The sequence below is a fragment of the Bacillus sp. DJP31 genome, assembly GCF_049310945.1.
Classification (GTDB): domain Bacteria; phylum Bacillota; class Bacilli; order Bacillales; family SA4; genus Bacillus_BS.
Genome location: NZ_JBMERO010000019.1, coordinates 39,153 through 61,919, shown reverse-complemented (window position 1 = coordinate 61,919; position 22,767 = coordinate 39,153). Strand labels below are relative to the sequence as shown.

Below are 22,767 nucleotides of genomic sequence, written 5' to 3'. Positions count from 1 at the left end.
CTAGGTTCATAGAAAAAAAGAGCCCCCAGCATTAGTGCTTAAGCTCATGTCAAGTTCTCGTTTTTAATAAATCCTTTAGTTCATCAATGAATACATTAATATCTTTAAACTGTCTATATACAGAGGCGAATCTCACATAGGCAACATCATCTATTTTAGCTAAACGATCCATGACCATTTCACCTACGACATCACTTTTTATCTCTGAGACCCCTTGATTTCGGAGCTCTACTTCTACTTCATGTGTGATATCCTCTAATTTTTGTAAGGGTACTGGACGCTTTTCACAAGCCTTAATTAGACCACGAAGAATTTTTTCACGACTAAATTCTTCCCGCGTTCCGTCTTTTTTTACCACGATCAAGGGGATTTCTTCCACTTTTTCAAAGGTCGTAAACCGATATTGGCAATCTTCACATTCTCTTCGTCTTCTTATGGATCTACTCTCGTCAACTGGCCTAGAATCGAGGACTCTTGTCCCGTTATGTTGACAGCTTGGACACTTCATTATATCAACTCCAAAAGAATCTGATAACCATACACACCCTAGAACACCGCACTTAACACCTGAGGAATAATATAACTTAATTTTAGTAGAAATGACCACTTTAGACAAGTGCAATCCTATTTATTACCAGCAATTGCATTGCCTTTCCCAATATGTACAAGCTTTTCATTTAACACTTTGTAAAGCTTACCGATGATAACGCGACTGTAACCAAAGCTGAATGCACTTTCTGAGGTAACAGAGAAGTCTACCGCAGTTTCAAGAGGTCTAACCGACACAACAGACACAACGATAAATGCCCTCTTGGGTGAAGTAACCTCTACGCTAATTTCACCGTGTTCACTAGAGACAGATGTAATTTTAAATCCTGGCATATTGGCTAGTTGTTCTTGAATAATCTTAAGTGCGTTTGAGGTTGTCGCTTTATAATAGTGTGTCCGTAGCATGGGGTTCTCTTCTCTCTCCCCAGTTTCAAAGTGATTTGAGAAAAATTGTTGAATCGAACGAAAAAGGCTCATATTAAAACCAACCTACTTTCTATTATGTTTTTAAATATAGTATAACCTATTAAAAAAAGAGGTGTAGAATTCACACCTCTTTTACAAGTTCATTTTTCTTATAGTGCTTTAACTTTAGCTTGCTTTACTTGAACTGGACCCATTCCTCGTGGAATTTCAATGTTCTCACGCGTTTGTGCTCCTAGTGCCTCTGCAATAAAGTCTGCAGCTATGTTCGGATCTAAATGACCGCAAGTATACACATCAATGCTTGCATAGCCATGCTCTGGAAAGCTGTGGATGGTTAAGTGGGATTCAGAGATAATTACAACACCACTTACACCTTGAGGAGCAAACTTGTGAAAAGCTACTTCTCTGACTTCAGCACCAGATTTAAGTGCTGCATTAACAAACGTCTTTTCAATAAAATTAACATCATTTAATTTTTCAAATTCGCAACCCCAAAGTTCTGAAATTACATGACGACCCATTGTATCCATTTTATTTCCCCCTTTGATTTAGGTGTACATGAATTCTTTCGCAAACGGTATGTTTAACTACCACGGGGGAAAGTTAGTCCAAGGAGGTCCTAACCCTTTAAGTAGCTTCATTACCGAAGCAATATTTAAGAAGTTCACGAATCATAGTATACTTTGTTTAAATTTTATTTGCAACAAGAGAATTCAGTTTTTTTGAATTGTGTCGTAAATTGGACAATTACTAACTGTGTCTAATCCCCCTATTTATTCAGTTATATAGAAGAAAAAACTGCTTTCTAATCCCCAAAAAATGTTTCTCTAGAAGTCTAATTTAACTAGAAAAGATGGCACAGGTTGACCGTCTAACAGGCACTAACAAATGGTCAAAAAAAAAGTAAAAGGACTGCTCTTCTATGTACTATTACTTTTACTTTTAAATTGTTCAAAACTAAGTAAAACTTAGTAAAATGGGGAACTATTGAACGATATGACAGGTTAGTGGCTTGCCGAAATAACATTTAAGATCGGAAAATCATACAAATTCACTCAACTCCGCCCTCCTGATGAAACCCCAATGATAATCAACATAGAAATTCTAGGGTGAACAAAAGGCGCAAGCACCCCGTTTAGCCTTCAGGCATAGCAAATGTTCAAGAAGACACAAAGGCGCTTTTTACCTTTTGCTTTTTTGTCTTGAGGTTATTTGACCTCGAGGGACTGGGCGCTGGAGCCGGATTCAGATGCACCAGCCCATATAAATTCTGATATTTTTAAAAAAACACCTGAATCATCGAGGCCACTGAAAAACTTACGTTTTTTAGTTTAAAGAAGAGGTTAAAAAAAAAAAGACGACTATATATCCATTAAATGGATAAAAGTCGTCTTTTTTGCTTATGATTTAGCGATACGTTTCCTCCTTATTCGCCTATCAACTTCATAATTCGTTTTAAGTTTACAGTGAATATTGCCAAGGCTCCTTGTAATTCCATGCCAACTAGACACGGGTATGATGCAACATCATACCCGTGTCTGCGTTTTAGTTCGCTGTTTTTTGCTTCTATTTTATATCTTTCCTTAGACTTTTCTTTAAAATAGTCGCTTTCTTGAAACTTAATTTGTTCTGTATGTACATCTGATTTAATACTCACAGAATAACTTTTGCTTTTCGCATTTTCTTTATAACACCCTTCTTTAAATGGGCAGTGTTTACATTTTCTATGTCGAAATAATAGGTTTCCACTTGATTTTTGGCTACATCTTTTTTTCCTTGTCTAGCTTTTCTTATTGCCATATGTCCTGCCTTACATACATCCCTGCATCCTTATTAAAGTCAAACTCATCTTCCTTTTTTCGCATTCCTTGTGTTACAGAAGGGTTTAATTTGGCTACTAATTTCATTTGATGATCATTTGTATATTGAATATTTCCTTTTTCTGAATAGGCTGCATCCCCGATGATCGTTTCAACATCCACACCAGCTATGATACTTTTTTGAGATATACTTCTCTCAGTTATTTGAGGAGTATACCTTTTTGTCTTAGTCTCTTTTCGTAAGTTTGTTATTTTTAGAAACTATCCTTATTGAACATTGTTGATTGTAGTGGAAGGTGCGAGACTCCTGCTTAGAGCTGCGGGACAGGTGAGACCCCGCAGGCGCTAGTGCGCTGAGGAGGCTCACGGCCCGCCCCGCGGAAAGCGAGTACCTGCAACGGAAATCAACAGACATGGTTAAAAGTCTCTATAAGAGGATGTTCAAAAAGTCCGGCAAAAATAGCTTCGAATTTCTTCGTCAGCTCGTCTTTCCGCTCCTCACGTATACAAAACATACGTGCAGGAAGCTCAAGACTTCGCTTCCTTGAACTTCTTTGCTCTTTTTGTCCTCCTTTTTGAACAGGCTCTATAAAGTCAATAATCAACAAAGTATGCGAAAACGGCCATGTATGAAGAGGACTTTTTCAGTGGCCTCGAATCATCAGGTGTATAAGGTTAAATAGCTGATACTGTTTTAAGCTTTAACAGTTGATTTGAGACAAGCTTCGCTAAATCAACTACTCTTGAAGAATAGCCCCATTCGTTATCATACCATGCTAACACCTTTACTTTTCTGTTCCCCATTACCATTGTTGATAAACCATCAATTATGGCTGAATGTGAATTTGTATTAAAATCGACCGATACAAGCGGCTCAATTGTAAAGTCAAGAACTCCACGGAGAGATCCAACTGACGCTGTAATAAAGGCTTCATTTATTTCCTCAACGGTAACATCTCTTTTTACATCAACGACTAAATCTATTAATGATACATTAGGTGTTGGGACTCTTAATGCCATTCCATGTAGCTTCCCTTGTAAGCTTGGTAATACCTTTGCAAGTGCTTTTGCTGCACCAGTTGTTGTCGGTATGATTGACTGAGCACAAGCTCTAGCCCGACGCAGGTCCTTATGTGGGTTATCTATATTTTTCTGATCATTTGTGTAAGAGTGAATCGTAGTCATTAAACCATTGTCAATTCCAAACTGTTCATCTAAAATTTTCGCAACAGGGGCTAGGCAATTTGTCGTACAAGAAGCATTTGAAATCACAATGTGCTGTTCAATATCTAGTTCGTGATCATTTACTCCCATAACAATGGTGATGTCTTCTTCTTTACCTGGGGCAGTTAAGATTACACGCTTTGCACCTGCTTCTACATGGAGCATGGCCTTTTCCTTTGAATTAAATTTACCAGTTGCTTCAATAACAATATCAATATTTAGATCCTTCCAAGGTAATTCCAGAGGATCTCTTGAGCTTAACAGTTGTACTCGTTTTCCATTTACAATTAAGGCTCCATCTTCTGCAATAACTTCTCCTACGAATTTTCCGTGTATTGTATCATACTTGATCATATGAGCTAGCGTCTCTGCTGGATAGCTTGCATTGATCGCAACAATCTCTAAATTGTCCTCTTGGATTGCATTTCTAAACACCATTCTCCCAATACGGCCAAACCCATTGATTGCTATTCTTCCTCTCATGTCTTCGTCTCCCTTATATATGTTATACTTTATATTCTTTTTCTTGTAATTAGTATAACATAAAACGTTTACATTTTGATCATATTTTTTTTTGTAAACCTTCTTTTTGTAGATTGAACCCAATAAAAAAACTTGCCAGTATTGGCAAGTTAATTTACATTCCATTTTTTTAGAATTTCCATGAGTTGTTTTTTTGTTTCTTGTAGAGTTCCATTATTCGTAATCACATCGTCGGCCAATTCTTTTTTTTCTAGTAAAGGCATCTGAGAACTAATTCTTGCCCTTGCTTCTGCTTCTGTTAATGAGTTTCTTGTCATTAATCGATCAAGCTGTAAATCAAAATCAACATAAACAACGATGGTCTTATTCACCATATAAGTAAGTTTACTTTCAAACAATAATGGTATATCTAAAATGACTGTTTCAAACCCAGAATGTAAATACTGCTCTTTTTGATCCGTCATTCTTTTTCTGATTGCAGGATGAACGATGCTATTTAACATTTTCCGCTTTTCCTCATCTTGAAAAATAATGGAACCCATCTTTGCTCGGTCGATAGTACCATCTTGCTCTACAACTTCATTTCCAAACACTGCAATAATTGCTTCATAGGCAGGCTCACCCCTAACGACTACTTCTCTTGCAATAATATCCGCATCAATGATTGGAAAACCTAATTCTCTAAGCATGTTAGATACTGTACTTTTCCCGCTGGCAATTCCACCAGTTAAACCAATTGTTACACCCATTTAATGCCTCCGATTATAGTTTCCAGATCCCAATCATGATGAGCAATAGTCCTGGTAGAAATGAGAACTTTTGAATCCATTTGTTATTTGAAAAAAGTTGACCGCCTTTTAACCCTAAAAACAAAAAAAGAGAAGACATTGTTGCAACTAAAAGAGCCATTATATATGGGGAATAACCTAATAATGCAGCACCAATACCAGCTCCAAATGCATCAAGTGATAGTGCAACACCTAACAACAACGCTTCAATCCCAGTTATAGCGCCGGATTTGTCAATATCTGCTGCCATTGGTTTTCGCAAAATGTGAATAGCAACACCTAAAGCTTTAATTTCAAATTTGACAATCAATGCTTTTTCTTTGGTTTCATCTTGTTCTTTCTCAGGTCGAAAAAATTGAAATAAGACCCAAGCCCCAATTCCTACCAAGACAATACCACCAATTTTTTCTGCCCATTCTGGAGAGAGGACTAAGGATATGAGACTCCCTACTCCCATTGCTAAAATCAGCGTTAAAGCTGAACATAGGGCAATGACAAGTATAGAACGCAACGGCATATGCATTTTTCGTAGGCCATAAGTAAAACCAACGCTAAAGCTGTCTAAGCTAACAGCAAATGCAAGCAGGATGAGAGAGATGGATTGTAACATAATCAGTGCTCCTTCCATTTATCAACTAAGATAGTATATGGAAGGAGCCCATCCATTGTTAAAGTGATTTAGTTTTTCTGGCAAATAGGACAGATATGAGTTCCTCGTCCTCCTACAACTAGCTTCTCAATCTCTGTACCGCAACTTTTACATGGATCACCCTTACGTGCATATACGAGGTGATCAAGCTGAAACATGCCTATTTGCCCTTGTGTATTAACATAGGAGCGAACGGTACTTCCACCTTTTTCAACAGCTTCCGATAGAGTCGCAACGATCTCTCTATGAAGACCTTCCACTTCTTTTCTTGTTAAAGAATTAGCTGCGCGTTCTGGGTGAATTCCTGATCTAAATAAAGCTTCGTCAACATAAATGTTCCCTAGACCTACAACCAGCTTTTGATCTAATAAGACCACTTTAATTTTCCGATTTGACTTTGTTAATCCATCCAGTAAATGCTGTACCGAAAAATCATGCGAAAAAGGTTCAGGTCCAAGCTGTGTAAGTGGAGAGTCCTTTTCCTCATCCCCTGCTAGATAAAGATGCATCGTTCCAAATTTGCGGACATCTCGATAACGAAGCTGAGAGCCATCCGTAAAGGTAAACAAAACATGAGTGTGTTTATCTTAGGGTTCATCAGCAAGGTATACTCCGTATCGTCCCTCCATTCTTAAATGCGAGACTAGTACATAATCATTGAACAGAAACTTTAAAAACTTCCCTCTTCGTTCAATATCGCCAACCGTTTGACCGACTAAGGCATCTGTGAATTGCTCGACTTGTTCTGGCCTTTTGATCATTTTCGGCCAAAATACTTCAACCTTTTGTATCGTTTTTCCTTTGACAAGCTCTAGCAAGGTTCTCCGCACTGTTTCGACTTCTGGTAACTCTGGCACATTCTCAATTCCTTTCAACGAAACGTTTATTTCGCTTCATACCATGACGGACCATAAGCATAATCAACCTTTAATGGAACCTTTAGCTCAAGGGCATGTTCCATGACCCTAGGAATGAGTTCCTTTAACGCTTCGATTTCATTAACAGGAGCCTCTACAATAAGTTCATCGTGTACTTGTAATAGAAGTTTAGCCTTGAGGCCTTCCTCTTTTAATGCAAATGCTAAATCAATCATTGCTTTTTTTATAATGTCCGCCGCACTTCCTTGAATAGGAGTATTCATAGCTGTTCTTTCTGCAAAACCTCTTAAGTTAAAGTTTCTATTTGTTATGTCAGGGATATATCGACGTCGCTGCATCAGTGTGCTTACAAACCCTGCTTGCTTTGCTTCATGGACAATATCCTTCATATATTCCTGAACTCCTGGATAACTTTCTAAGTACCGCTCAATAAAAGTAGCAGCCTCTTTTCTCGTAATGTTTAGCCCTTGTGATAAGCCATAGTCACTAATGCCATAAACAATTCCAAAGTTAACAGCCTTTGCTTGTCTTCTCATATCAGACGTAACTTCTTCTGCCTTGACCTTAAATACATCCATCGCTGTCTTCGTATGAATGTCTAAATCATTTTGAAAAGCATCTATCAGCTTTTCATCATTAGCTATATGAGCTAAGACTCTAAGCTCAATCTGTGAATAATCCGCTGCAAAGATGACCCAATCTTCGTGTGAGGGAACAAAGGCTTGTCTTATTTTACGACCTTCTTCTAAACGAATTGGGATATTTTGAAGGTTTGGATCAATCGAGCTTAGTCTACCTGTTTGAGTAAGAGCTTGATTGAATCTCGTATGCACTTTACCCGTTTCTTTATTGATGACTTTTAGTAAGCCTTCTAAATACGTGGAATTTAATTTACCTAATTGACGGTACGTTAAAATCGCCCGGATAATTTCATGTTCTCCTTCTAGCTTTTCTAATATGTCAGCTGAAGTAGAATAACCAGTCTTTGTCTTTTTAGCAGTTGGTAAGTTTAATTTTTCAAAAAGAATCGTTCCTAACTGTTTTGGAGAGTTAATATTAAAGATTTCACCAGCGAATTCATAGATTTCCTTTTCAAGCTGAGCTAAGCGTATTGAAAGTTCATCTCTCATATCCTCTAGTCTCTTCTTATCTACTTTTATCCCCGTGCACTCCATTTCAGCTAAGATAAATGACAACGGTAACTCAAGATGCTCATATAGTTCTAACTGCTGATTTTCCTTTAACTCCGCTTCAAACTGCTCACGAAGCTCTCGTAGGGCAATAGCCTTTCTAATTATGTGCTCACTATGCAGCAATTCATCTGGAGCTTTTCGTTTTGCGCCTTTCCCGAATACAGACTCATCAGATTGTAGTTGAAAAAATCCTTTCTTCTTTGCAATAACAGCTAGATCCTCGGTTGCTTCTGCAGGATTTAGGATATATGAAGCTATGATTAAATCAAAATCTATTCCCTTTAATTCAATGCCCTTACATTGAAGTGCCACAATGGCTTTTTTTCCATCAAAAAGAGTCTTTTTATTCGTTTCGTCACTAGCCCATGTCTTAAATTCCTCAGAACTTAGGGCAACGTCTGTGGGGATATAATAGTTTCCATTTTCATTTACAATAGCAAACCCTTGAATGTCAGCCTGATGATAATGCACGTCCATAATTTCAACAAATAATGTAGCTTCTTCTGTTAAAATCTCTTTATGAATCGCATCGACATGTTCGAAAGAAATCTCTGTTAATTCAACCTTTTCTTCGACTTCTCCTACATTCATTTTATCTAGCAATGTTTGAAAATTAAGCTCTTTAAACAGTGAAATAACGGCTTGCTCGTCATAGCCATCGTATGCAAGTTCATCCAATGTCATGGTGATTGGTGTTTCACGGAATATAGTTGCTAGTTCTTTACTCATTAATGCTTGCTCTTTATTTTCTTCAAGCTTCTCTTTTAACTTCCCTTTTAACTCATCAAGATGCTCATACATATTTTCTACGGTTCCATATTCTTTTAACAGCTTAATCGCTGTCTTTTCTCCAACGCCAGGTACTCCTGGGATATTATCTGAGTTATCTCCCATTAGTCCCTTCATATCAATCACTTGACTTGAAGTAATTCCTAACTTTTCATCTAGGAAGCCAGGCGTGTAGGAATCTACCTCTGTAATTCCTTTTAGAGTGATGTCAACAGTCGTTTTTTCGGAGACTAATTGTAAAAGATCTTTGTCTCCTGTAATGATTTTTATTTCTGTATCCGATTCTTCGGCTATCTTTGATAACGTTCCAATAATATCATCAGCTTCATAGTTTTCAAGCTCATAACGTTTAATTTGATAGGCATCCAGTAGCTCTCGAATGAATGGCATTTGCTCAGAAAGCTCGGGTGGAGTTTTCTGTCTGCCACCTTTATATTCCTTAAACGTAGTATGTCGAAATGTCGTTTTTCCCGCATCAAAGGCTACTAACATATGACTCGGTTTCTCTTCTTCTAGAATTCTTAATAAAATCATCGTGAATCCATATATCGCGTTTGTATGTACACCTTTATCATTATTCAATAAGGGTAAGGCAAAGAATGCCCTATAAGCTAAGCTATTTCCATCAATTAGTACAACCTTTTTAGTCATAGTAACCATCTCCACTTCTTTTTTAAGTGCTATGTATTTTAAATATGTACTGTTTTGGTTTTTGGTTTTTGCTCTTTTCTAAAAGATTGTTGATTTTAGATATGAGTTAGTGAAAGCAACGCGTTGATAAATATGTTGATTGGAGCGGAAGGTGCGAGACTCCCGCTTAGAGCAGCGGGACAGGTGAGACTCACGAGAGGCGCATGGCGCTGAGATAGGTTTTTTCACGATAGTGAAAAACAACCTTCCTTTATCGCCCGCCCCGGGCAATGGTGCATCCTCTCGTTCCAATCAACCACTCCTCGTTTTGGTTAATAGCAACAAAGTTTACGAAAACAGCCTTGTTTTTAAAATTGGTTTTCGTGCTTGGCTGCCCTACCCCGAGTTGCCTCTCAATAATAAAAGCCATTTTCCTTATTCTATCATGAGATAGTTTTGAAAGGAAAATGGCAGGATAGGTTCTAGTCTAAATTTCCAGTTAGAATTCTAGCGTAAGGTGAATCTGAAGGAATGATGATCACTGTTTCGCCATTAATTGTTTTCTTATAAGACTCAAGTGTACGATATAAGTCATAGAATACTTGATCTTGACTATATGTTTCATTATAAACTCTTGCAGCTTGAGCTTCACCCTCTGAACGTATTAATTCAGCATCAGCTTTTGCTTTGGCTAGTAGTTCCGTTACTTCTCTATCCGTATTGGCAATCAATCGGTTTTTCTCAGCGTCCCCCATTGATAAATATTGTTGTGCTGTCGATTCACGCTCTGAAACCATTCTTGTAAAAACAGATTGTTCGTTTTCTGATGGAAGATCTATGCGTTTAATTCTTACGTCTGTCACAGAAATCCCGTAGTTCGCTTCTTTAAGTAAGTCATTTACTCGCTCCGTCACACGGTCATTCAAGCTACCTCTTGAGGATTTTTCATCGTTTATTATTTCATCATAGTTTAACTGACCAAGTTCTGCACGAACGACGGAGAAAATAAATTCGCCCATCTTTGTTTCAGCATTTACTACGCTTCTTGCATTTGAGATCATTTTCTTTGGATCTTCAATTTGCCATACAGCATAGTTATCAATTGTCATACGCTTTTTATCTTTTGTATTTATTTCCTCTTTCTGAACCTCAAAAACCATTTGGTATTTTGGAAGTGTTTCAACGGTTTGGATAAATGGGATTTTATAGGCTAATCCTGGGGTTGGAATGAAATCAATGACTTCACCAAACTGCCGAATTACTTTATACTCACCTTCTTTTACGATGAATAAATTAGTGATTAATGTAAGAAATAAAACAAATAGAATAATTAAGAATAATCCTGCTTTTGTATATTTTTTCCACTCTGGTGGTTTCTTCTCATTAATATTGATAACGTTTTGATCAGTCATTTTTTTCACTCCCTTCTGTTACTGCTGGTGCTGGTGGTGTTTGAGTTTGCCCATCTAAAGGGCGAATCGGGAAATATTTCATCGTGTTACCATCATCATTCATGATGTAGATTTCTGCATTAGGTAGAACAGACTCTAGTGTTTCTAGTATAAGTCTTTTTCTAGTAATTTCAGGCGCTTTCACATATTCCGTGTAGATCGCATTGAATTGAGCCACATCTCCTCGAGCTTGCTCAATACGGGCTGTTCTGTCACCCTCCGCTTTGGAAATTAGAGCGTCCTTTTCTCCTTCAGCTTCTTGGCTTCTTTTGTTTGAATATTTATTAGCCTCGTTTATCTTTGTATTCATCGTTTCACGTGCGTCTGTTACATTGGTAAAAGCTCTTCTTACCTCTTCATTCGGTAATTCAACATCCTGTAGCTTAACAGTAGCAATTGAAATTCCAATATCATACTTCTCTATAAGTACAGCTAATAACTCTCTAACCTCAGCTTCAATTTCTGCTTTTCCAGATGTTAAAGCGTCATCTATTTTTGAACCACCTATAATACTTCGTAGGGAGGAAGAGGTCGCATTGTATAGAATAATCTCTGGGTCCACAGAGTTGAACAGGTACTTTGATGGTTCTGTAATTTTCCATTGTACAACCAAGTCAGCGAGCACAATATTTTCATCCCCAGTTATCATCTTTGTTTCCTCTGGGTATTCCGTTACTTTTCCGTCTTCCTCTTTATATCCAAATTGTAAACTGAATGTTTCTCTAGATAGTTTTTCAACATCTTGAATTGGCCAAGGTAGTTTGAAGTGTAGGCCGGATTCCATTACAGAAGTGTCTACTCTTCCTAATGTTAAGATGACTGCTTGATCTGATTCATCCACGGTGTACCATGAAGTGAACCCAATAATTCCTAGGATGATAATCCCAAGACCTAATCCAGTTATATTTAAAAGACGTCTTATACTCATAGATTTAATCCCCCTAATTCTTATGTCCTACTATTTACGTTTTGAGAATGCATTTGGTTTCAAAAAAAGGCTAATTAACTTTGCTTATTTATAAAATAAAAAAAGGACGAGAGCGAACAAGTTCGTCTCGTCAAAATGATTGGCTCCTTGGATGAAGGGGTTTCATTTCAATAGTATATATTGTATATGAAGGAAAAATGAATTCACCATTAAGTTATTGTAAATGTTTCCCTACTTAATTAAATTCTTTTGAAATTTGACTGTAAATGTAGTTCCTTTTCCTTGCTTACTTCTTACTGCAACTCTTCCATGGTGGGCTTCAACTAAGTGTTTGACTATAGCAAGACCGAGCCCTGTCCCACCTGAGTTTCTCGTTCTTGCTTTATCTACTCTATAAAAGCGTTCGAATATACGTGGTAATTCATCTTCAGTGATTCCAATCCCATTGTCCGCTACTTTTACATGTGTTTGATTCTGATGATTTTCTAATGAAACAATCACCACGCCATTCGATGGAGTATAGGCAATTGCATTGTTGATGAGATTGATAAAAATTTGCTTGAGTCTGTAAAGATCACCATCAATAATGGTTCTCTCTTTTACATGAAGTTCAAGAGAAATCTGTTTATCTTCTGCTTTTCCTTTGAGCATCACAATGATTTCTTCAAGGACTTCTTTTAAATCAACCTTTTGCCAGTTAATGGAGAAGCCTTGCTGTTCCATTTTGGATAGATCAAGAAGGTCTTGAATTAAACTTTGTAAACGATCACTTTCTTTTAATATGATGGTTAGAAAGTTTTCTGTAAGCTTCTCATCCTTCATCGCACCGTCTAATAAGGTTTCAGAGAACCCTTTAATTGAGGTAATCGGTGTTTTTAATTCATGAGAAACATTCGCTACGAAATCTTTACGCATCTGCTCTAGCTTTTTAATTTCTGAAATGTCATGGAATACGAGAACGATACCTTTCCATTCATCATTTGTTCCGATGATAGGTGCCCCATAAACTTCAAAATGCTTTCTCTCAATTTCAAAAGAAAGAAGCATTTGCTTACGTACCTTGACTTCAGTCATAAAAATTTCTTCAACTAATGAGATAATCTCTTTATGCAAAATGGCCTCGTAATAAAGTCGATAAAGATAATCAATTGGGTCAACATTAAAAATTTCTTTGTATGTACGATTAATGAGATTAATGTAACCTCTACCATCAATTAGAATCAACCCACTACCCATACTTTCAATAAGGGTTGTAAGTCGATCTTGCTGCATTTCTTGTGCTTTGGCCATATCTTGAAGGTTACGCGCAAGTATATTTATCGACTGACTAAGCATCCCTGTTTCATCCAAGTGTTCTTCATAGGTTCTGGCTTTATAATTTCCTTTTGCAAGCTCTGTTGCCACAATTGTGGCTGCCTCAATCGGTTTAATATAGTGCCTGGTTATCCTAGTTCCTAAAAGTAAAATCACGATGAATGCTAAACCAAGGCTACTAATCAGTAAACCCCAAATTTGTTGATTGATTTTTTTTAAGGAGTCCACTGATAAACTTAGTAATAGATACCCTTCAACTAGGAAATCAGTTTCTTCTAAAGGAACCACATAGTAGAATTGATCCTTCTTTTCATCAATGACATGGAATGGTTTATTTTCCTCGGATCGATCCTTTAGAATTCCTTCATATTTTTCCAAGGTATCTCTAGATACAAACCCCGGTGGTTTATCTGAATCTAAAATGATCTCACCGTTTGCCCCCATGACAGTAACTCTGGAACTCAGTGCATCACCAATTTTACGAATTTGTGCTTGTAATGTAGTATCAGTAATCCCTTTTTCCTCAATTAATAACGCAACTAAATTTGCTTCCTTTTCTAATCTTTGATTAAATGTTCCTGTGTAAAAGCTTTTAAATAATTGCCCTAAAATAATTCCTAATCCCAGCATGACGATTAATATTAACGTAATGAGACCAAATATTAATCTGGAACGAAATTTATTCATCCACCTTTGGCTCCTCGAGCTTATACCCTAAACCGCGGATTGTTTTTATATAGATAGGCTTTTTCGTATTACGTTCAATCTTTTCACGTAAATGACTAATATGTACATCAACAATCCTTGTGTCACCAGCAAAATCATAGTTCCAAACAGCACTTAACAGTTGATCCCTCGTTAGTACGCGCCCTTTGTGCTTAGCTAAATACACAAGTAATTCGAATTCTTTAGGAGTTAGTTCTAGTCTTTCCTCACAGAAATAGGCCTCATAATGTTCAGGCAAAATTTTCAGATCAACAATAGAAATTTTTTCAGAGTAATCCTGATCCTTTGATTCTGGTTCATTGACAAACTGTGTTCGTCTTAGGATCGCCTTCACTCGTGCAACCACTTCTCGAGGACTAAATGGCTTCGTCATATAATCATCAGCACCAAGCTCTAAGCCCAATACTTTATCAAATTCATCATCTTTTGCTGTCAGCATTAAGATCGGTGTCATGACTTTCAACTGACGAAGTTGCTTACACACTTCAATACCATCCATTTTGGGTAGCATTAAATCAAGCACCATAATATCTGGTTGTTCTTCAATGGCCATGTTTTTCCCTGTTTCCCCGTCCATTGCTGTAATTACGTCAAAACCAGCTTGCTGTAAATTATATTGTAGCAACGTAACAATCGATTGTTCATCATCCACAACGAGTACTTTTTTGTTCATGAGATCCTCCAACCTAGACTAAAATTTCCGATTTTAATACAAGATTCATTATTTTCTTCCATCATACTATGAAAAGTCAGTATTCACAAAGTTTTTCCAGCAAAATTAGCCAAATGTAGTTTCTTAGCTTTAAAGAGGAATATACTCACAATTGCGTTTTTTCCAGTAAGGCGTTCGTTTAAGGAGGAAAATATTGATCCTTAGTGAATCTGTCGATAATTCTTATTATGGGTGAAAGTATCCACCTAAAATGTTCTTAATGTATCAAATTGTGTCTCATTCAACCTTTGTTTGTCAGATATTTTTACGAAATAGGAACCTTTCCTATAAAAAAGATCATCTCCTTAACAAATGTGGGTTGATTTATGGTGAGTAATACCTTTATCAGCTTTTATTTGGTTATATCGGCGATTTTCCGGATATATCTGCGATTATTTGGATATATCAGCGATTTTCCGGATATATCAGCGGTTTTTCGGATATATCGGCGATTTTCCGGATATATCGGCGATTTTCCGGATATATCAGCGGTTTTTCGGATATATCGACGATTTTCCGGATATATCAGCGATTTTCCGGATATATCTGCGATGATTTGGATATATCAGCGATTTTCCGGATATATCAGCGAATTTTCGGATATATCGGCGATTTTTCGGTTATATCGGCGATTTTCCGGATATATCTGCGATTATTCGGATATATCGACGATTTTTCGGATATATCAGCGATTTTTCGGTTATATCAGCGATTTTCCGGATATATTAGCGATTATTTGGATATATCAGCGATTTTCCGGATATATCAGCGATTTTTCGGATATATCAGCGATTTTCTGGATATATCAGCGATTTTTCGGATATATCAGCGATTTTCTGGATATATCAGCGATTTTTCGGATATATCAGCGATTTTTCGGATATATCAGCGATTTTCTGGATATATCAGCGATTTTTCGGATATATCAGCGATTTTTCGGATATATCGGCGATTTTCCGGATATATCAGCGATTTTCAGAATTTATCAGCGATTTTTCGGATATATCAGCGATTTTTCGGTTATATCAGCGATTTTCCGGATATATTAGCGATTATTTGGATATATCAGCGATTTTCCGGATATATCGGCGATTTTCCGGATATATCAGCGATTTTCCGGATATATCAGCGATTTTTCGGATATATCAGAGATTTTTCGGATATATCAGAGATTTTTCGGATATATCAGCGATTTTTCGGATATATCGGCGATTTCCCGGATATATCAGCGATTTTCCGAATTTATCAGCGATTTTCTGGATAAATCGGTGTTAAGCTAAATTAATCCAAATTCTGTGTTTTACATTCCTTTTTAATCAAAAAAAAGAAAGCTTCCGCCTTCTCAAAAATTGGATTTGGCTAGAAGTTTTCCAGTGCTTTCCCAGTCAGAGTTTCTATAAGGACGGGAGGAGAAACTTTTATATTTCCTTCTATTACAACCTTCTCTTCTTCATCTGTTGCCTTTACAGTGATTTCAATTTCGTCATTCTTCATGTTTATTGCAGTTACTTCAAGTAAAAATTGGATAGTCGCATAATGATAAACAGGTTTTAAAAAACGAATATGCTGCTCGATAATCATACTACCCGGTCCTGGTAAATACTTCGATACGGCAGCCGAAATGATCCCGGTTAGCATGATGCTCGGAACGATAGGTTTCTTATAAGGAGTTTGTGATGCATAGTCGTGCTGAATAAAAAGTGGATTCGAGTCATTCGTTAAACCTAAATATAAGAGTAAATCCTTATCTTCTATTTTTTCAGTGAGAATGAGCTTTTCACCGATAGTCATTTCTTCGATTCTACGACCCAGTTTTCTTTTTTTCCCTAGTAACATGTAGATGTCCCCCATATCGGTCAACTTTTCATTTAATGAAATCGCTTTCACTGAATTTGTAAAAAAACGGGGAAATAATCCCCCGTTTTTAGTAATTCTATCAACAAGCTTTAGAAGCTTATGGTAAAACGCTCATTACACTCTTCACAGATTCAACAGATTGAGATAAAGCTTTCTTCTCATCTTCTGTTAAGTCTAGCTCTATTATTTTCTCTAGTCCATTTCCACCAATGATAGTAGGAACTCCTAAGTACAAGTCGGTAAAGCCATATTCTCCTTCTAGATAGGCAACTGTAGGAAGAATACGCCTTTGATCCTTTAGGATTGCTTCAATCATAACTACGATCGAAGCAGCTGGTGCATAGTATGCACTCCCATTACCAAGAAGGTTAACGATTTCGCCGCCACCTTTGCGAGTTCGCTCTACAATTTGCTCAAGACGATCCTTCGGGATTAATGTTTCTAATGGAATACCTCCAGCATATGAATAACGAACTAAAGGTACCATATCATCACCGTGACCACCAAGAACAAATCCTGTTACATCTTTAACAGAAAGGTTTAATTCTTGAGCTACGAATGTACGGAAACGTGCAGTATCAAGCACACCTGATTGTCCAATTACACGGTTCTTAGGGAATCCAGACTCTTTATATACAGTGTAAGTCATCGCGTCAACTGGGTTAGTTAAAACAATAATCACGCAATCAGGTGAGTGCTTCACGATTTCTTTGGTTACACTCTTCATGATTTTCGCATTTGTATTCACAAGATCATCACGACTCATACCAGGCTTTCGAGCAATACCAGCAGTAATGACAACGATGTCTGAATTTGCAGTGTCCGCATAATCAGACGTACCCATAATAAATGCATCAAAACCTTGAACCGGGCTAGCTTCTAGCATGTCTAACGCTTTCCCTTTAGTCGGGTTTTCTAGTTGAGGAATATCAACTAAAACAACATCGCCAAGTTCTTTTTGAGCAGCCATTAGAGCAGTTGTCGCCCCAGTAAAACCAGCACCAACTACAGAAATCTTTCTACGTTTAATTCCAGCCATTATAAGATCCCCCTCGTGTAATTCTTATGAAAGAGTAGCTACCTCATTTGACCCGAGGTAGCTGTGGAAAAGCTTACGCCATGTTTTCAATTAATGCATTTGCAAACTCAGAACATTTCACTTCTGTCGCACCATCCATTAAACGGGCAAAGTCATACGTTACTACTTTTGAGGCAATTGTTTTTTCAATGGAATCCATAACAAGCTTTGCCGCTTCGTTCCATCCTAGATGCTCTAGCATTAATACTCCAGATAATAAAACGGAAGAAGGATTAACCTTATCTAGTCCTGCATACTTTGGAGCCGTACCATGTGTTGCTTCAAAGATAGCATGTCCAGTCTCGTAGTTAATGTTTGCTCCTGGAGCAATACCAATTCCGCCAACTTGAGCAGCTAATGCATCAGAAATATAGTCACCGTTTAGGTTTAGTGTTGCAACAACGTCAAATTCACTTGGACGAGTTAGGATTTGTTGTAAGAAAATATCAGCAATTGAATCCTTAATTACAATTTTACCAGCAACTTCTGCATCAGCTTGAGCTTTGTTCGCTGCTTCTTTTCCATGAGATTCAACGATACGATCGTACTCACTCCATGTAAATACTTTGTCACCAAATTCTTGCTCAGCTAATTCATAACCCCAAGTCTTAAATGCACCTTCAGTGAACTTCATGATGTTACCTTTGTGTACAAGTGTCACTGATTTACGTCCTTCAGCAATTGCATAAGTAATTGCAGCACGAACTAAACGCTTAGTTCCTTCTTCTGAAACAGGCTTAATTCCGATTCCAGAAGTTTCTGGGAATCGAATTTTGTTTACTCCTAATTCATTCTGTAGGAAATCAATTAATTTCTTAGCTCCTTCAGAGCCTTTTGCATATTCAATACCAGCATAAATATCTTCAGTATTTTCACGGAATATTACCATATCCGTATCTTCTGGACGCTTTACAGGTGAAGGAACACCTTGGAAATAACGAACAGGACGTAAGCAAGTATATAAATCTAATTCTTGTCGAAGAGCTACGTTTAGTGAACGAATTCCTCCACCAATTGGAGTTGTTAACGGTCCTTTAATAGCAATTATGTATTCACGAATCACGTCTAATGTTTCACTTGGTAACCATTCACCCGTTTGGTTAAATGCCTTTTCTCCAGCTAAAACTTCTTTCCAGACAATCTTCTTCTCGTCATTATATGCTTTCCCAACTGCAGCTTCTATTACTCTTGAAGCAGCAGCCCAAATATCAGGACCGATTCCATCACCTATAATAAAAGGAATAATAGGATTATTGGGTACGTTTATTGCGCCATTAGATACAGTAATTTTTTCACCTTGTGTCATTAAAATTTACCCCCAGTTAGATGTTTTATAAGTAATTAGAGGTTAGAAAGAGAATCTCTATCTAACCTAATCTTGTATTATTTAGCTGCGTTGCTCGATTGGAATGTAAGACTGCTTTCTTGGACCTGTATATTCTGCACGCGGACGGATGATACGATTGTTTTGATATTGCTCTAAAATGTGAGCTAACCATCCAGATACTCGGCTTACTGCGAATATTGGTGTGAATAAATCGTGATCAATACCTAGGCTATGGTAAACAGATGCAGAATAAAAATCAACGTTTGCAGGTATTCCTTTTTGAGAGGTAACCATTTCCTCAATTTTGATAGACATATCATAATACTTTGGCTCGCCTGTAGCAGCCGTTAACTCTTTTGACATCTTCTTAAGATGTTTTGCACGCGGATCTCCATTTTGGTAGACACGGTGTCCGAAGCCCATAATTTTTTCTTTATTGTTGAATTTTTCTGTAAGGTAAGATTCAACATTCTCCACATCGCCAATCTCTGCAAGCATATTCATTACTGCCTCGTTTGCTCCACCATGCAGAGGACCTTTTAATGCACCGATTGCTGAAGTAACACCTGAATATACATCTGACAACGTTGCTACACAAACACGTGCTGTAAAAGTAGAAGCATTTAATTCATGATCAGCGTGAAGGACTAATGCTTTATTTAACGCCTCAATCGCAACTGCATCAGGCTCATTTCCTGTTAGCATATAAACGAAATTTGCAGCAATTCCTAAATCCTTTCTAGGAGCTACTGGGTCTAAGCCTTTACGAATTCTAGAAAAAGCAGCCACTATTGCTGGAAGCTTTGCTTGAAGACGGATGGCTTTACGATAATTAGCTGCATCTTCCATCACGTCTGCTTCTTCATCATAAAGGCCTAAAAGTGAGACAGCGGTTCTAATTGCACCCATTGGATGAACTTGGTCAATTCGATAGGATTTAAAATGGTCAAGTACTCCTTGTGGAAGTGTTGCATTTTCAGCAAGTTGTTTCGTTAATTCGTCTAACTCAGATTCGTTTGGTAGCTTGCCGTGCCAAAGTAAGTAAACCACCTCTTCAAAGCTAGCATGTTCAGCAAGGTCGTCAATATTATACCCTGCATAAGTAAGTACATCATCAATAATAGAACTGATAGACGAAGTTGTTGCTACAACGCCTTCAAGACCTCGTGTTGCTGTCATAAAAAACCTCTCCTTTTTACTATTTTTTTCCCATCCCAAATTTCTGATATCCCTCTTAAATGCTTACATTTTATAACACAACAAAAAATCGTGATAAACCTACCTTTAAGTTTATCATGAATATGTAGGATGTAGGATGTAGGATGTAGGATGTTGATTCTATGTGTCTAGTGTTCCCTATTGGACAAACACTATCACTAAGCTTCATTATAAACAATTATCAGATTTTTGTGAACTGATAGGACCAATTAGTTCATATAATTATTATTACAGTAAAATATTTTGAACTCGTTTAGATCAAAACAGCTCCAAGAGTTTCATCGCTAAAAAGGCAATACCAGCTCCTATCATTGGTCCAACTGCTACTCCGTTAAATAAAGCAACTGCTAAAACCGTACCAAAAACTAATGCAACTGTTATATGGGGGTCATCGGCTAATAGCGTTAATCCGCTTTTCGCAATGAGAGCAACTGCTATACCAGACGCTAAAGCTACCCATGCATAGGCTGATTTTACCGCTTCACCGAGCTGTTTGAACCCAATTTCTCCTGTTGCAATGGGTACTAAAACAGCGATTGTAATAATCGTGACACCCCAGTTAATGCCTTTCGCTTGAATAGAAGGAAACAGTTTATCACTTAGACCGGTAAGCTTGATACCTAACAAAAAGACAACCGAAAAGATCAATGATTGATTTTTGGCTAGTAACCCCACAAGTAAAAGAATAATCAGAAATAGTACAGGCTGCGTAAACATACAGTACACTTCCCTTCAATTGGAGGCTTTATCATGTTACCATACTTTTTTTTGTTGCAACAAGAAAAGTTATCCAAGAAATCTCGTTTCTTACAGAAATTCTTCCCTAATCCACTGTATTTCCTTTATTTCATTGGCATCTCATTGTAAAATATTACTATAAGGTAGAAGAGGAGGATTTTAATTGAATTACAAGCTCATTTATCAAATATTACGATTCTTTCTAGTTATTGGAGTCGTTATTGGTGGTTTTCTAGCTTTTTACTACTTATCAAGCGTTACATACCCGTTTATTATAGCCATAATCATTGCTTATATGATTAATCCACTCGTTACTATTTTTGAAGAGAAAATAAAGATGCCTAGGTACTTAGCTGTTTTTCTAGTACTCACCCTCGTTTTTGCAGTTATTGCTGGACTTTTAACCTTGTTAATTGCTGAAATCATTAATGGTTCTAACTACTTAGCTACAAGTGTTCCCCAGCATTTCGAAAAATTAGTTACCTATATTGAACAATATTTTGCAGGTCAAATTATTCCTTTGTACAATCAATTAGCCAACACGTTTGAAAATCTTGATCCCGGTCAAAAAGAAACCATTACTGCAAACATTGAAGACTTTGCAGGCAATATTATTAATTCCGGAAAAGGCGTACTAGAAAGTATTTTAGGTAGCATTCCGATAGCTGTTGGTTGGATTCCAAACGCTGCGACAGTTATTATTTTCGCTCTCCTAGCTACCTTCTTTATAAGTAAGGATTGGGAGAAACTTAACAGACGTTCTTCTAATCTGCTTCCAAAAAAGGCACGCGAAAGTGGAAAATCAGTATTTATTGACTTGAAAAAGGCTCTTTTTGGGTTCATTAAGGCTCAGGCTACTCTAATCTCAATCACAACAGTTATTGTTTTAATTGGATTACTCTTTTTACGAGTTGAGTATGCCATTACAATTGCTCTTATCATTGGAATCGTCGACATTCTACCCTACCTAGGAACAGGTCTTGTTTTTGTTCCATGGATCATTTATTCATTCTTCACTGGTGATGTACCGTTTACAATTGGTTTACTAGTTCTATATGCGATTGTTATTGTGCAAAGACAAATTATGGAGCCGAAAATATTATCATCAAGTATTGGTTTAGACCCACTTGCAACGCTAGTATCCCTTTTCGTTGGTTATCAGCTATTTGGCTTTCTAGGTCTTATCATTGGTCCAGTGATTCTTGTTATTTTCAAAACACTTCATACTGCTAATGTATTCAGAGATTTATGGAATTATATTGCAGGAAGCAAAACAGTCTGAAGAAAGAGCCGCGAGTCGGCTCTTTTTTTGTTGGATTGGGTTAAGTCACTGCAAGATTCCTTATTATAGGTAAGGGAAATGCTCAATTTTTGAGTTATTAGTTGAATTCAGGTCGTTAGAAGTATAAAAATGCGGATAAATTAAAGAGGCCCTCCGCACTTGATTGTTTTATCGGCGATTATTTTAATATATCAGCGATAAGACATTTTTTCACAAAAGTTTGTTACTTACAACAAAAAAAGAGCCCGCTCTACCCGGCCCCTCTCTAGACGTCTATCTTCTTATATAAGTAATTGTATTCCTGTTCATCATTGAGCGAATCATGTTGAAAATATATGGTTTCACTAGCTTTCTACCGCCTGGAAATAACAAAATGAAACCGATTGTATCTGTTATAAATCCTGGGGTTAAAAGTAGCACACCACCAACTAGGATGCAGAGTCCATCTACAATAACTTCGCCTGGCATCTGACCGTTTTGAATTTGCTGCTGGACTTGCCCGATGGCTCGAAGTCCTTGTTTCTTTGCAAGCCAAGCACCAATAACGCCTGTACTAATGATAAGCAAAACTGTCGGAATTGTTCCTATTACATTTCCAGCAACGATAAGTAACCCAATTTCCATAGCAGGGACAATAATAATCAAGGCAAGCAATAATTTAAACATCACTACATTCCTCCGAATAACTAAAAAGTCTTTGATAAATA

General features: G+C 37.2%; 19 protein-coding genes and 2 pseudogenes. 1 reads left to right on the top strand and 20 read right to left on the bottom strand.

What is annotated here, in order from left to right; translation table 11 throughout:
* Window positions 1-49: 49 nt before the first annotated feature.
* From nrdR to ACOI1C_RS16055, 19 genes and pseudogenes are all read right to left on the bottom strand, one after another.
* Window positions 50-508 carry a transcriptional regulator NrdR gene (gene nrdR, locus ACOI1C_RS16145; RefSeq protein ID WP_422511610.1) on the bottom strand — a complete coding sequence of 153 codons (459 nt, stop codon included), beginning with the start codon at window positions 506-508 and terminating at the stop codon, window positions 50-52.
* 116 nt (window positions 509-624) lie between these two features.
* On the bottom strand, window positions 625-1,026 hold the full coding sequence (locus ACOI1C_RS16140; RefSeq protein ID WP_422511609.1) for a cytosolic protein: 402 nt from the start codon (window positions 1,024-1,026) through the stop codon (window positions 625-627).
* A gap of 98 nt (window positions 1,027-1,124) precedes the next feature.
* Complete coding sequence (gene speD, locus ACOI1C_RS16135; RefSeq protein ID WP_422511608.1) at window positions 1,125-1,505, bottom strand: adenosylmethionine decarboxylase; 381 nt, start codon at window positions 1,503-1,505, stop codon at window positions 1,125-1,127.
* Between the two features lie 896 nt (window positions 1,506-2,401).
* Window positions 2,402-2,945: pseudogene (locus tag ACOI1C_RS16130) on the bottom strand (transposase); the annotation flags it as partial.
* Window positions 2,946-3,199: 254 nt separating this feature from the next.
* Window positions 3,200-3,403, bottom strand: coding sequence for a hypothetical protein (locus ACOI1C_RS16125; protein ID WP_422511606.1), 204 nt, complete (start codon window positions 3,401-3,403; stop codon window positions 3,200-3,202).
* 67 nt (window positions 3,404-3,470) lie between these two features.
* Window positions 3,471-4,502 (bottom strand): glyceraldehyde-3-phosphate dehydrogenase, encoded by a 1,032-nt coding sequence (locus ACOI1C_RS16120; protein ID WP_422511605.1) that lies wholly within the window; start codon window positions 4,500-4,502, stop codon window positions 3,471-3,473.
* Between the two features lie 149 nt (window positions 4,503-4,651).
* Window positions 4,652-5,251, bottom strand: a complete 600-nt coding sequence (coaE, locus tag ACOI1C_RS16115; RefSeq protein ID WP_422511603.1) for a dephospho-CoA kinase — start codon at window positions 5,249-5,251, stop codon at window positions 4,652-4,654.
* Window positions 5,252-5,264: 13 nt separating this feature from the next.
* Window positions 5,265-5,900 carry a sporulation membrane protein YtaF gene (gene ytaF / locus ACOI1C_RS16110; RefSeq protein WP_422511602.1) on the bottom strand — a complete coding sequence of 212 codons (636 nt, stop codon included), beginning with the start codon at window positions 5,898-5,900 and terminating at the stop codon, window positions 5,265-5,267.
* Window positions 5,901-5,968: 68 nt separating this feature from the next.
* Window positions 5,969-6,796, bottom strand: a pseudogene (gene mutM, locus ACOI1C_RS16105) (DNA-formamidopyrimidine glycosylase).
* Window positions 6,797-6,822: 26 nt separating this feature from the next.
* Window positions 6,823-9,450 carry a DNA polymerase I gene (polA, locus tag ACOI1C_RS16100; RefSeq protein WP_422511601.1) on the bottom strand — a complete coding sequence of 876 codons (2,628 nt, stop codon included), beginning with the start codon at window positions 9,448-9,450 and terminating at the stop codon, window positions 6,823-6,825.
* A 461-nt stretch (window positions 9,451-9,911) separates the two neighbouring features.
* Window positions 9,912-10,841: a protease modulator HflC gene (gene hflC, locus ACOI1C_RS16095; protein WP_422511598.1), complete on the bottom strand. Its 930-nt coding sequence runs from the start codon at window positions 10,839-10,841 to the stop codon at window positions 9,912-9,914.
* Window positions 10,834-11,808, bottom strand: a complete 975-nt coding sequence (gene hflK, locus ACOI1C_RS16090) for an FtsH protease activity modulator HflK (RefSeq protein WP_422511596.1) — start codon at window positions 11,806-11,808, stop codon at window positions 10,834-10,836. Before hflK ends, hflC begins: the two co-directional genes overlap by 8 nt.
* A 231-nt stretch (window positions 11,809-12,039) precedes the next feature.
* Window positions 12,040-13,809 carry a two-component system histidine kinase PnpS gene (gene pnpS, locus ACOI1C_RS16085; RefSeq protein ID WP_422511594.1) on the bottom strand — a complete coding sequence of 590 codons (1,770 nt, stop codon included), beginning with the start codon at window positions 13,807-13,809 and terminating at the stop codon, window positions 12,040-12,042.
* Window positions 13,802-14,521 (bottom strand): winged helix-turn-helix domain-containing protein, encoded by a 720-nt coding sequence (locus tag ACOI1C_RS16080; protein ID WP_422511592.1) that lies wholly within the window; start codon window positions 14,519-14,521, stop codon window positions 13,802-13,804. The genes pnpS and ACOI1C_RS16080 overlap by 8 nt, the downstream gene beginning before the upstream one ends.
* Before the next feature lie 1,398 nt (window positions 14,522-15,919).
* Entirely contained in the window at window positions 15,920-16,396 is a 477-nt protein-coding gene (locus ACOI1C_RS16075) for a MaoC/PaaZ C-terminal domain-containing protein (protein WP_422511591.1), read from the bottom strand.
* A 118-nt stretch (window positions 16,397-16,514) separates the two neighbouring features.
* Complete coding sequence (mdh, locus tag ACOI1C_RS16070; RefSeq protein WP_422511589.1) at window positions 16,515-17,456, bottom strand: malate dehydrogenase; 942 nt, start codon at window positions 17,454-17,456, stop codon at window positions 16,515-16,517.
* 73 nt (window positions 17,457-17,529) lie between these two features.
* Complete coding sequence (gene icd, locus ACOI1C_RS16065) at window positions 17,530-18,801, bottom strand: NADP-dependent isocitrate dehydrogenase (RefSeq protein WP_422511587.1); 1,272 nt, start codon at window positions 18,799-18,801, stop codon at window positions 17,530-17,532.
* Window positions 18,802-18,882: 81 nt separating this feature from the next.
* Window positions 18,883-20,001 carry a citrate synthase gene (gene citZ / locus ACOI1C_RS16060; protein ID WP_422511585.1) on the bottom strand — a complete coding sequence of 373 codons (1,119 nt, stop codon included), beginning with the start codon at window positions 19,999-20,001 and terminating at the stop codon, window positions 18,883-18,885.
* Between the two features lie 297 nt (window positions 20,002-20,298).
* Window positions 20,299-20,757, bottom strand: a complete 459-nt coding sequence (locus tag ACOI1C_RS16055) for a DUF441 domain-containing protein (RefSeq protein ID WP_422511583.1) — start codon at window positions 20,755-20,757, stop codon at window positions 20,299-20,301.
* Between the two features lie 184 nt (window positions 20,758-20,941).
* Between ACOI1C_RS16055 and ytvI the strand changes: the two genes are divergently transcribed.
* On the top strand, window positions 20,942-22,060 hold the full coding sequence (gene ytvI / locus ACOI1C_RS16050) for a sporulation integral membrane protein YtvI (RefSeq protein WP_422511581.1): 1,119 nt from the start codon (window positions 20,942-20,944) through the stop codon (window positions 22,058-22,060).
* Between the two features lie 273 nt (window positions 22,061-22,333).
* On the opposite strand, the gene ACOI1C_RS16045 is transcribed toward ytvI, so the two are convergent.
* On the bottom strand, window positions 22,334-22,726 hold the full coding sequence (locus ACOI1C_RS16045; protein ID WP_422511580.1) for an FxsA family protein: 393 nt from the start codon (window positions 22,724-22,726) through the stop codon (window positions 22,334-22,336).
* Window positions 22,727-22,767 lie beyond the last annotated feature (41 nt).

Bases quoted from the DNA above. Each gene is read 5' to 3' on its own strand.
- ACOI1C_RS16075 (WP_422511591.1), bottom strand. From the start codon at position 16,396: ATGTTACTAGGGAAAAAAAGAAAACTGGGTCGTAGAATCGAAGAAATG.
- speD (WP_422511608.1), bottom strand. From the start codon at position 1,505: ATGGATACAATGGGTCGTCATGTAATTTCAGAACTTTGGGGTTGCGAA.
- ACOI1C_RS16080 (WP_422511592.1), bottom strand. From the start codon at position 14,521: ATGAACAAAAAAGTACTCGTTGTGGATGATGAACAATCGATTGTTACG.
- polA (WP_422511601.1), bottom strand. From the start codon at position 9,450: ATGACTAAAAAGGTTGTACTAATTGATGGAAATAGCTTAGCTTATAGG.
- ytaF (WP_422511602.1), bottom strand. From the start codon at position 5,900: ATGTTACAATCCATCTCTCTCATCCTGCTTGCATTTGCTGTTAGCTTA.
- ACOI1C_RS16140 (WP_422511609.1), bottom strand. From the start codon at position 1,026: ATGAGCCTTTTTCGTTCGATTCAACAATTTTTCTCAAATCACTTTGAA.
- hflK (WP_422511596.1), bottom strand. From the start codon at position 11,808: ATGAGTATAAGACGTCTTTTAAATATAACTGGATTAGGTCTTGGGATT.
- hflC (WP_422511598.1), bottom strand. From the start codon at position 10,841: ATGACTGATCAAAACGTTATCAATATTAATGAGAAGAAACCACCAGAG.
- coaE (WP_422511603.1), bottom strand. From the start codon at position 5,251: ATGGGTGTAACAATTGGTTTAACTGGTGGAATTGCCAGCGGGAAAAGT.
- nrdR (WP_422511610.1), bottom strand. From the start codon at position 508: ATGAAGTGTCCAAGCTGTCAACATAACGGGACAAGAGTCCTCGATTCT.
- citZ (WP_422511585.1), bottom strand. From the start codon at position 20,001: ATGACAGCAACACGAGGTCTTGAAGGCGTTGTAGCAACAACTTCGTCT.
- ACOI1C_RS16045 (WP_422511580.1), bottom strand. From the start codon at position 22,726: ATGTTTAAATTATTGCTTGCCTTGATTATTATTGTCCCTGCTATGGAA.
- pnpS (WP_422511594.1), bottom strand. From the start codon at position 13,809: ATGAATAAATTTCGTTCCAGATTAATATTTGGTCTCATTACGTTAATA.
- ACOI1C_RS16120 (WP_422511605.1), bottom strand. From the start codon at position 4,502: ATGAGAGGAAGAATAGCAATCAATGGGTTTGGCCGTATTGGGAGAATG.
- icd (WP_422511587.1), bottom strand. From the start codon at position 18,801: ATGACACAAGGTGAAAAAATTACTGTATCTAATGGCGCAATAAACGTA.
- ACOI1C_RS16055 (WP_422511583.1), bottom strand. From the start codon at position 20,757: ATGTTTACGCAGCCTGTACTATTTCTGATTATTCTTTTACTTGTGGGG.
- mdh (WP_422511589.1), bottom strand. From the start codon at position 17,456: ATGGCTGGAATTAAACGTAGAAAGATTTCTGTAGTTGGTGCTGGTTTT.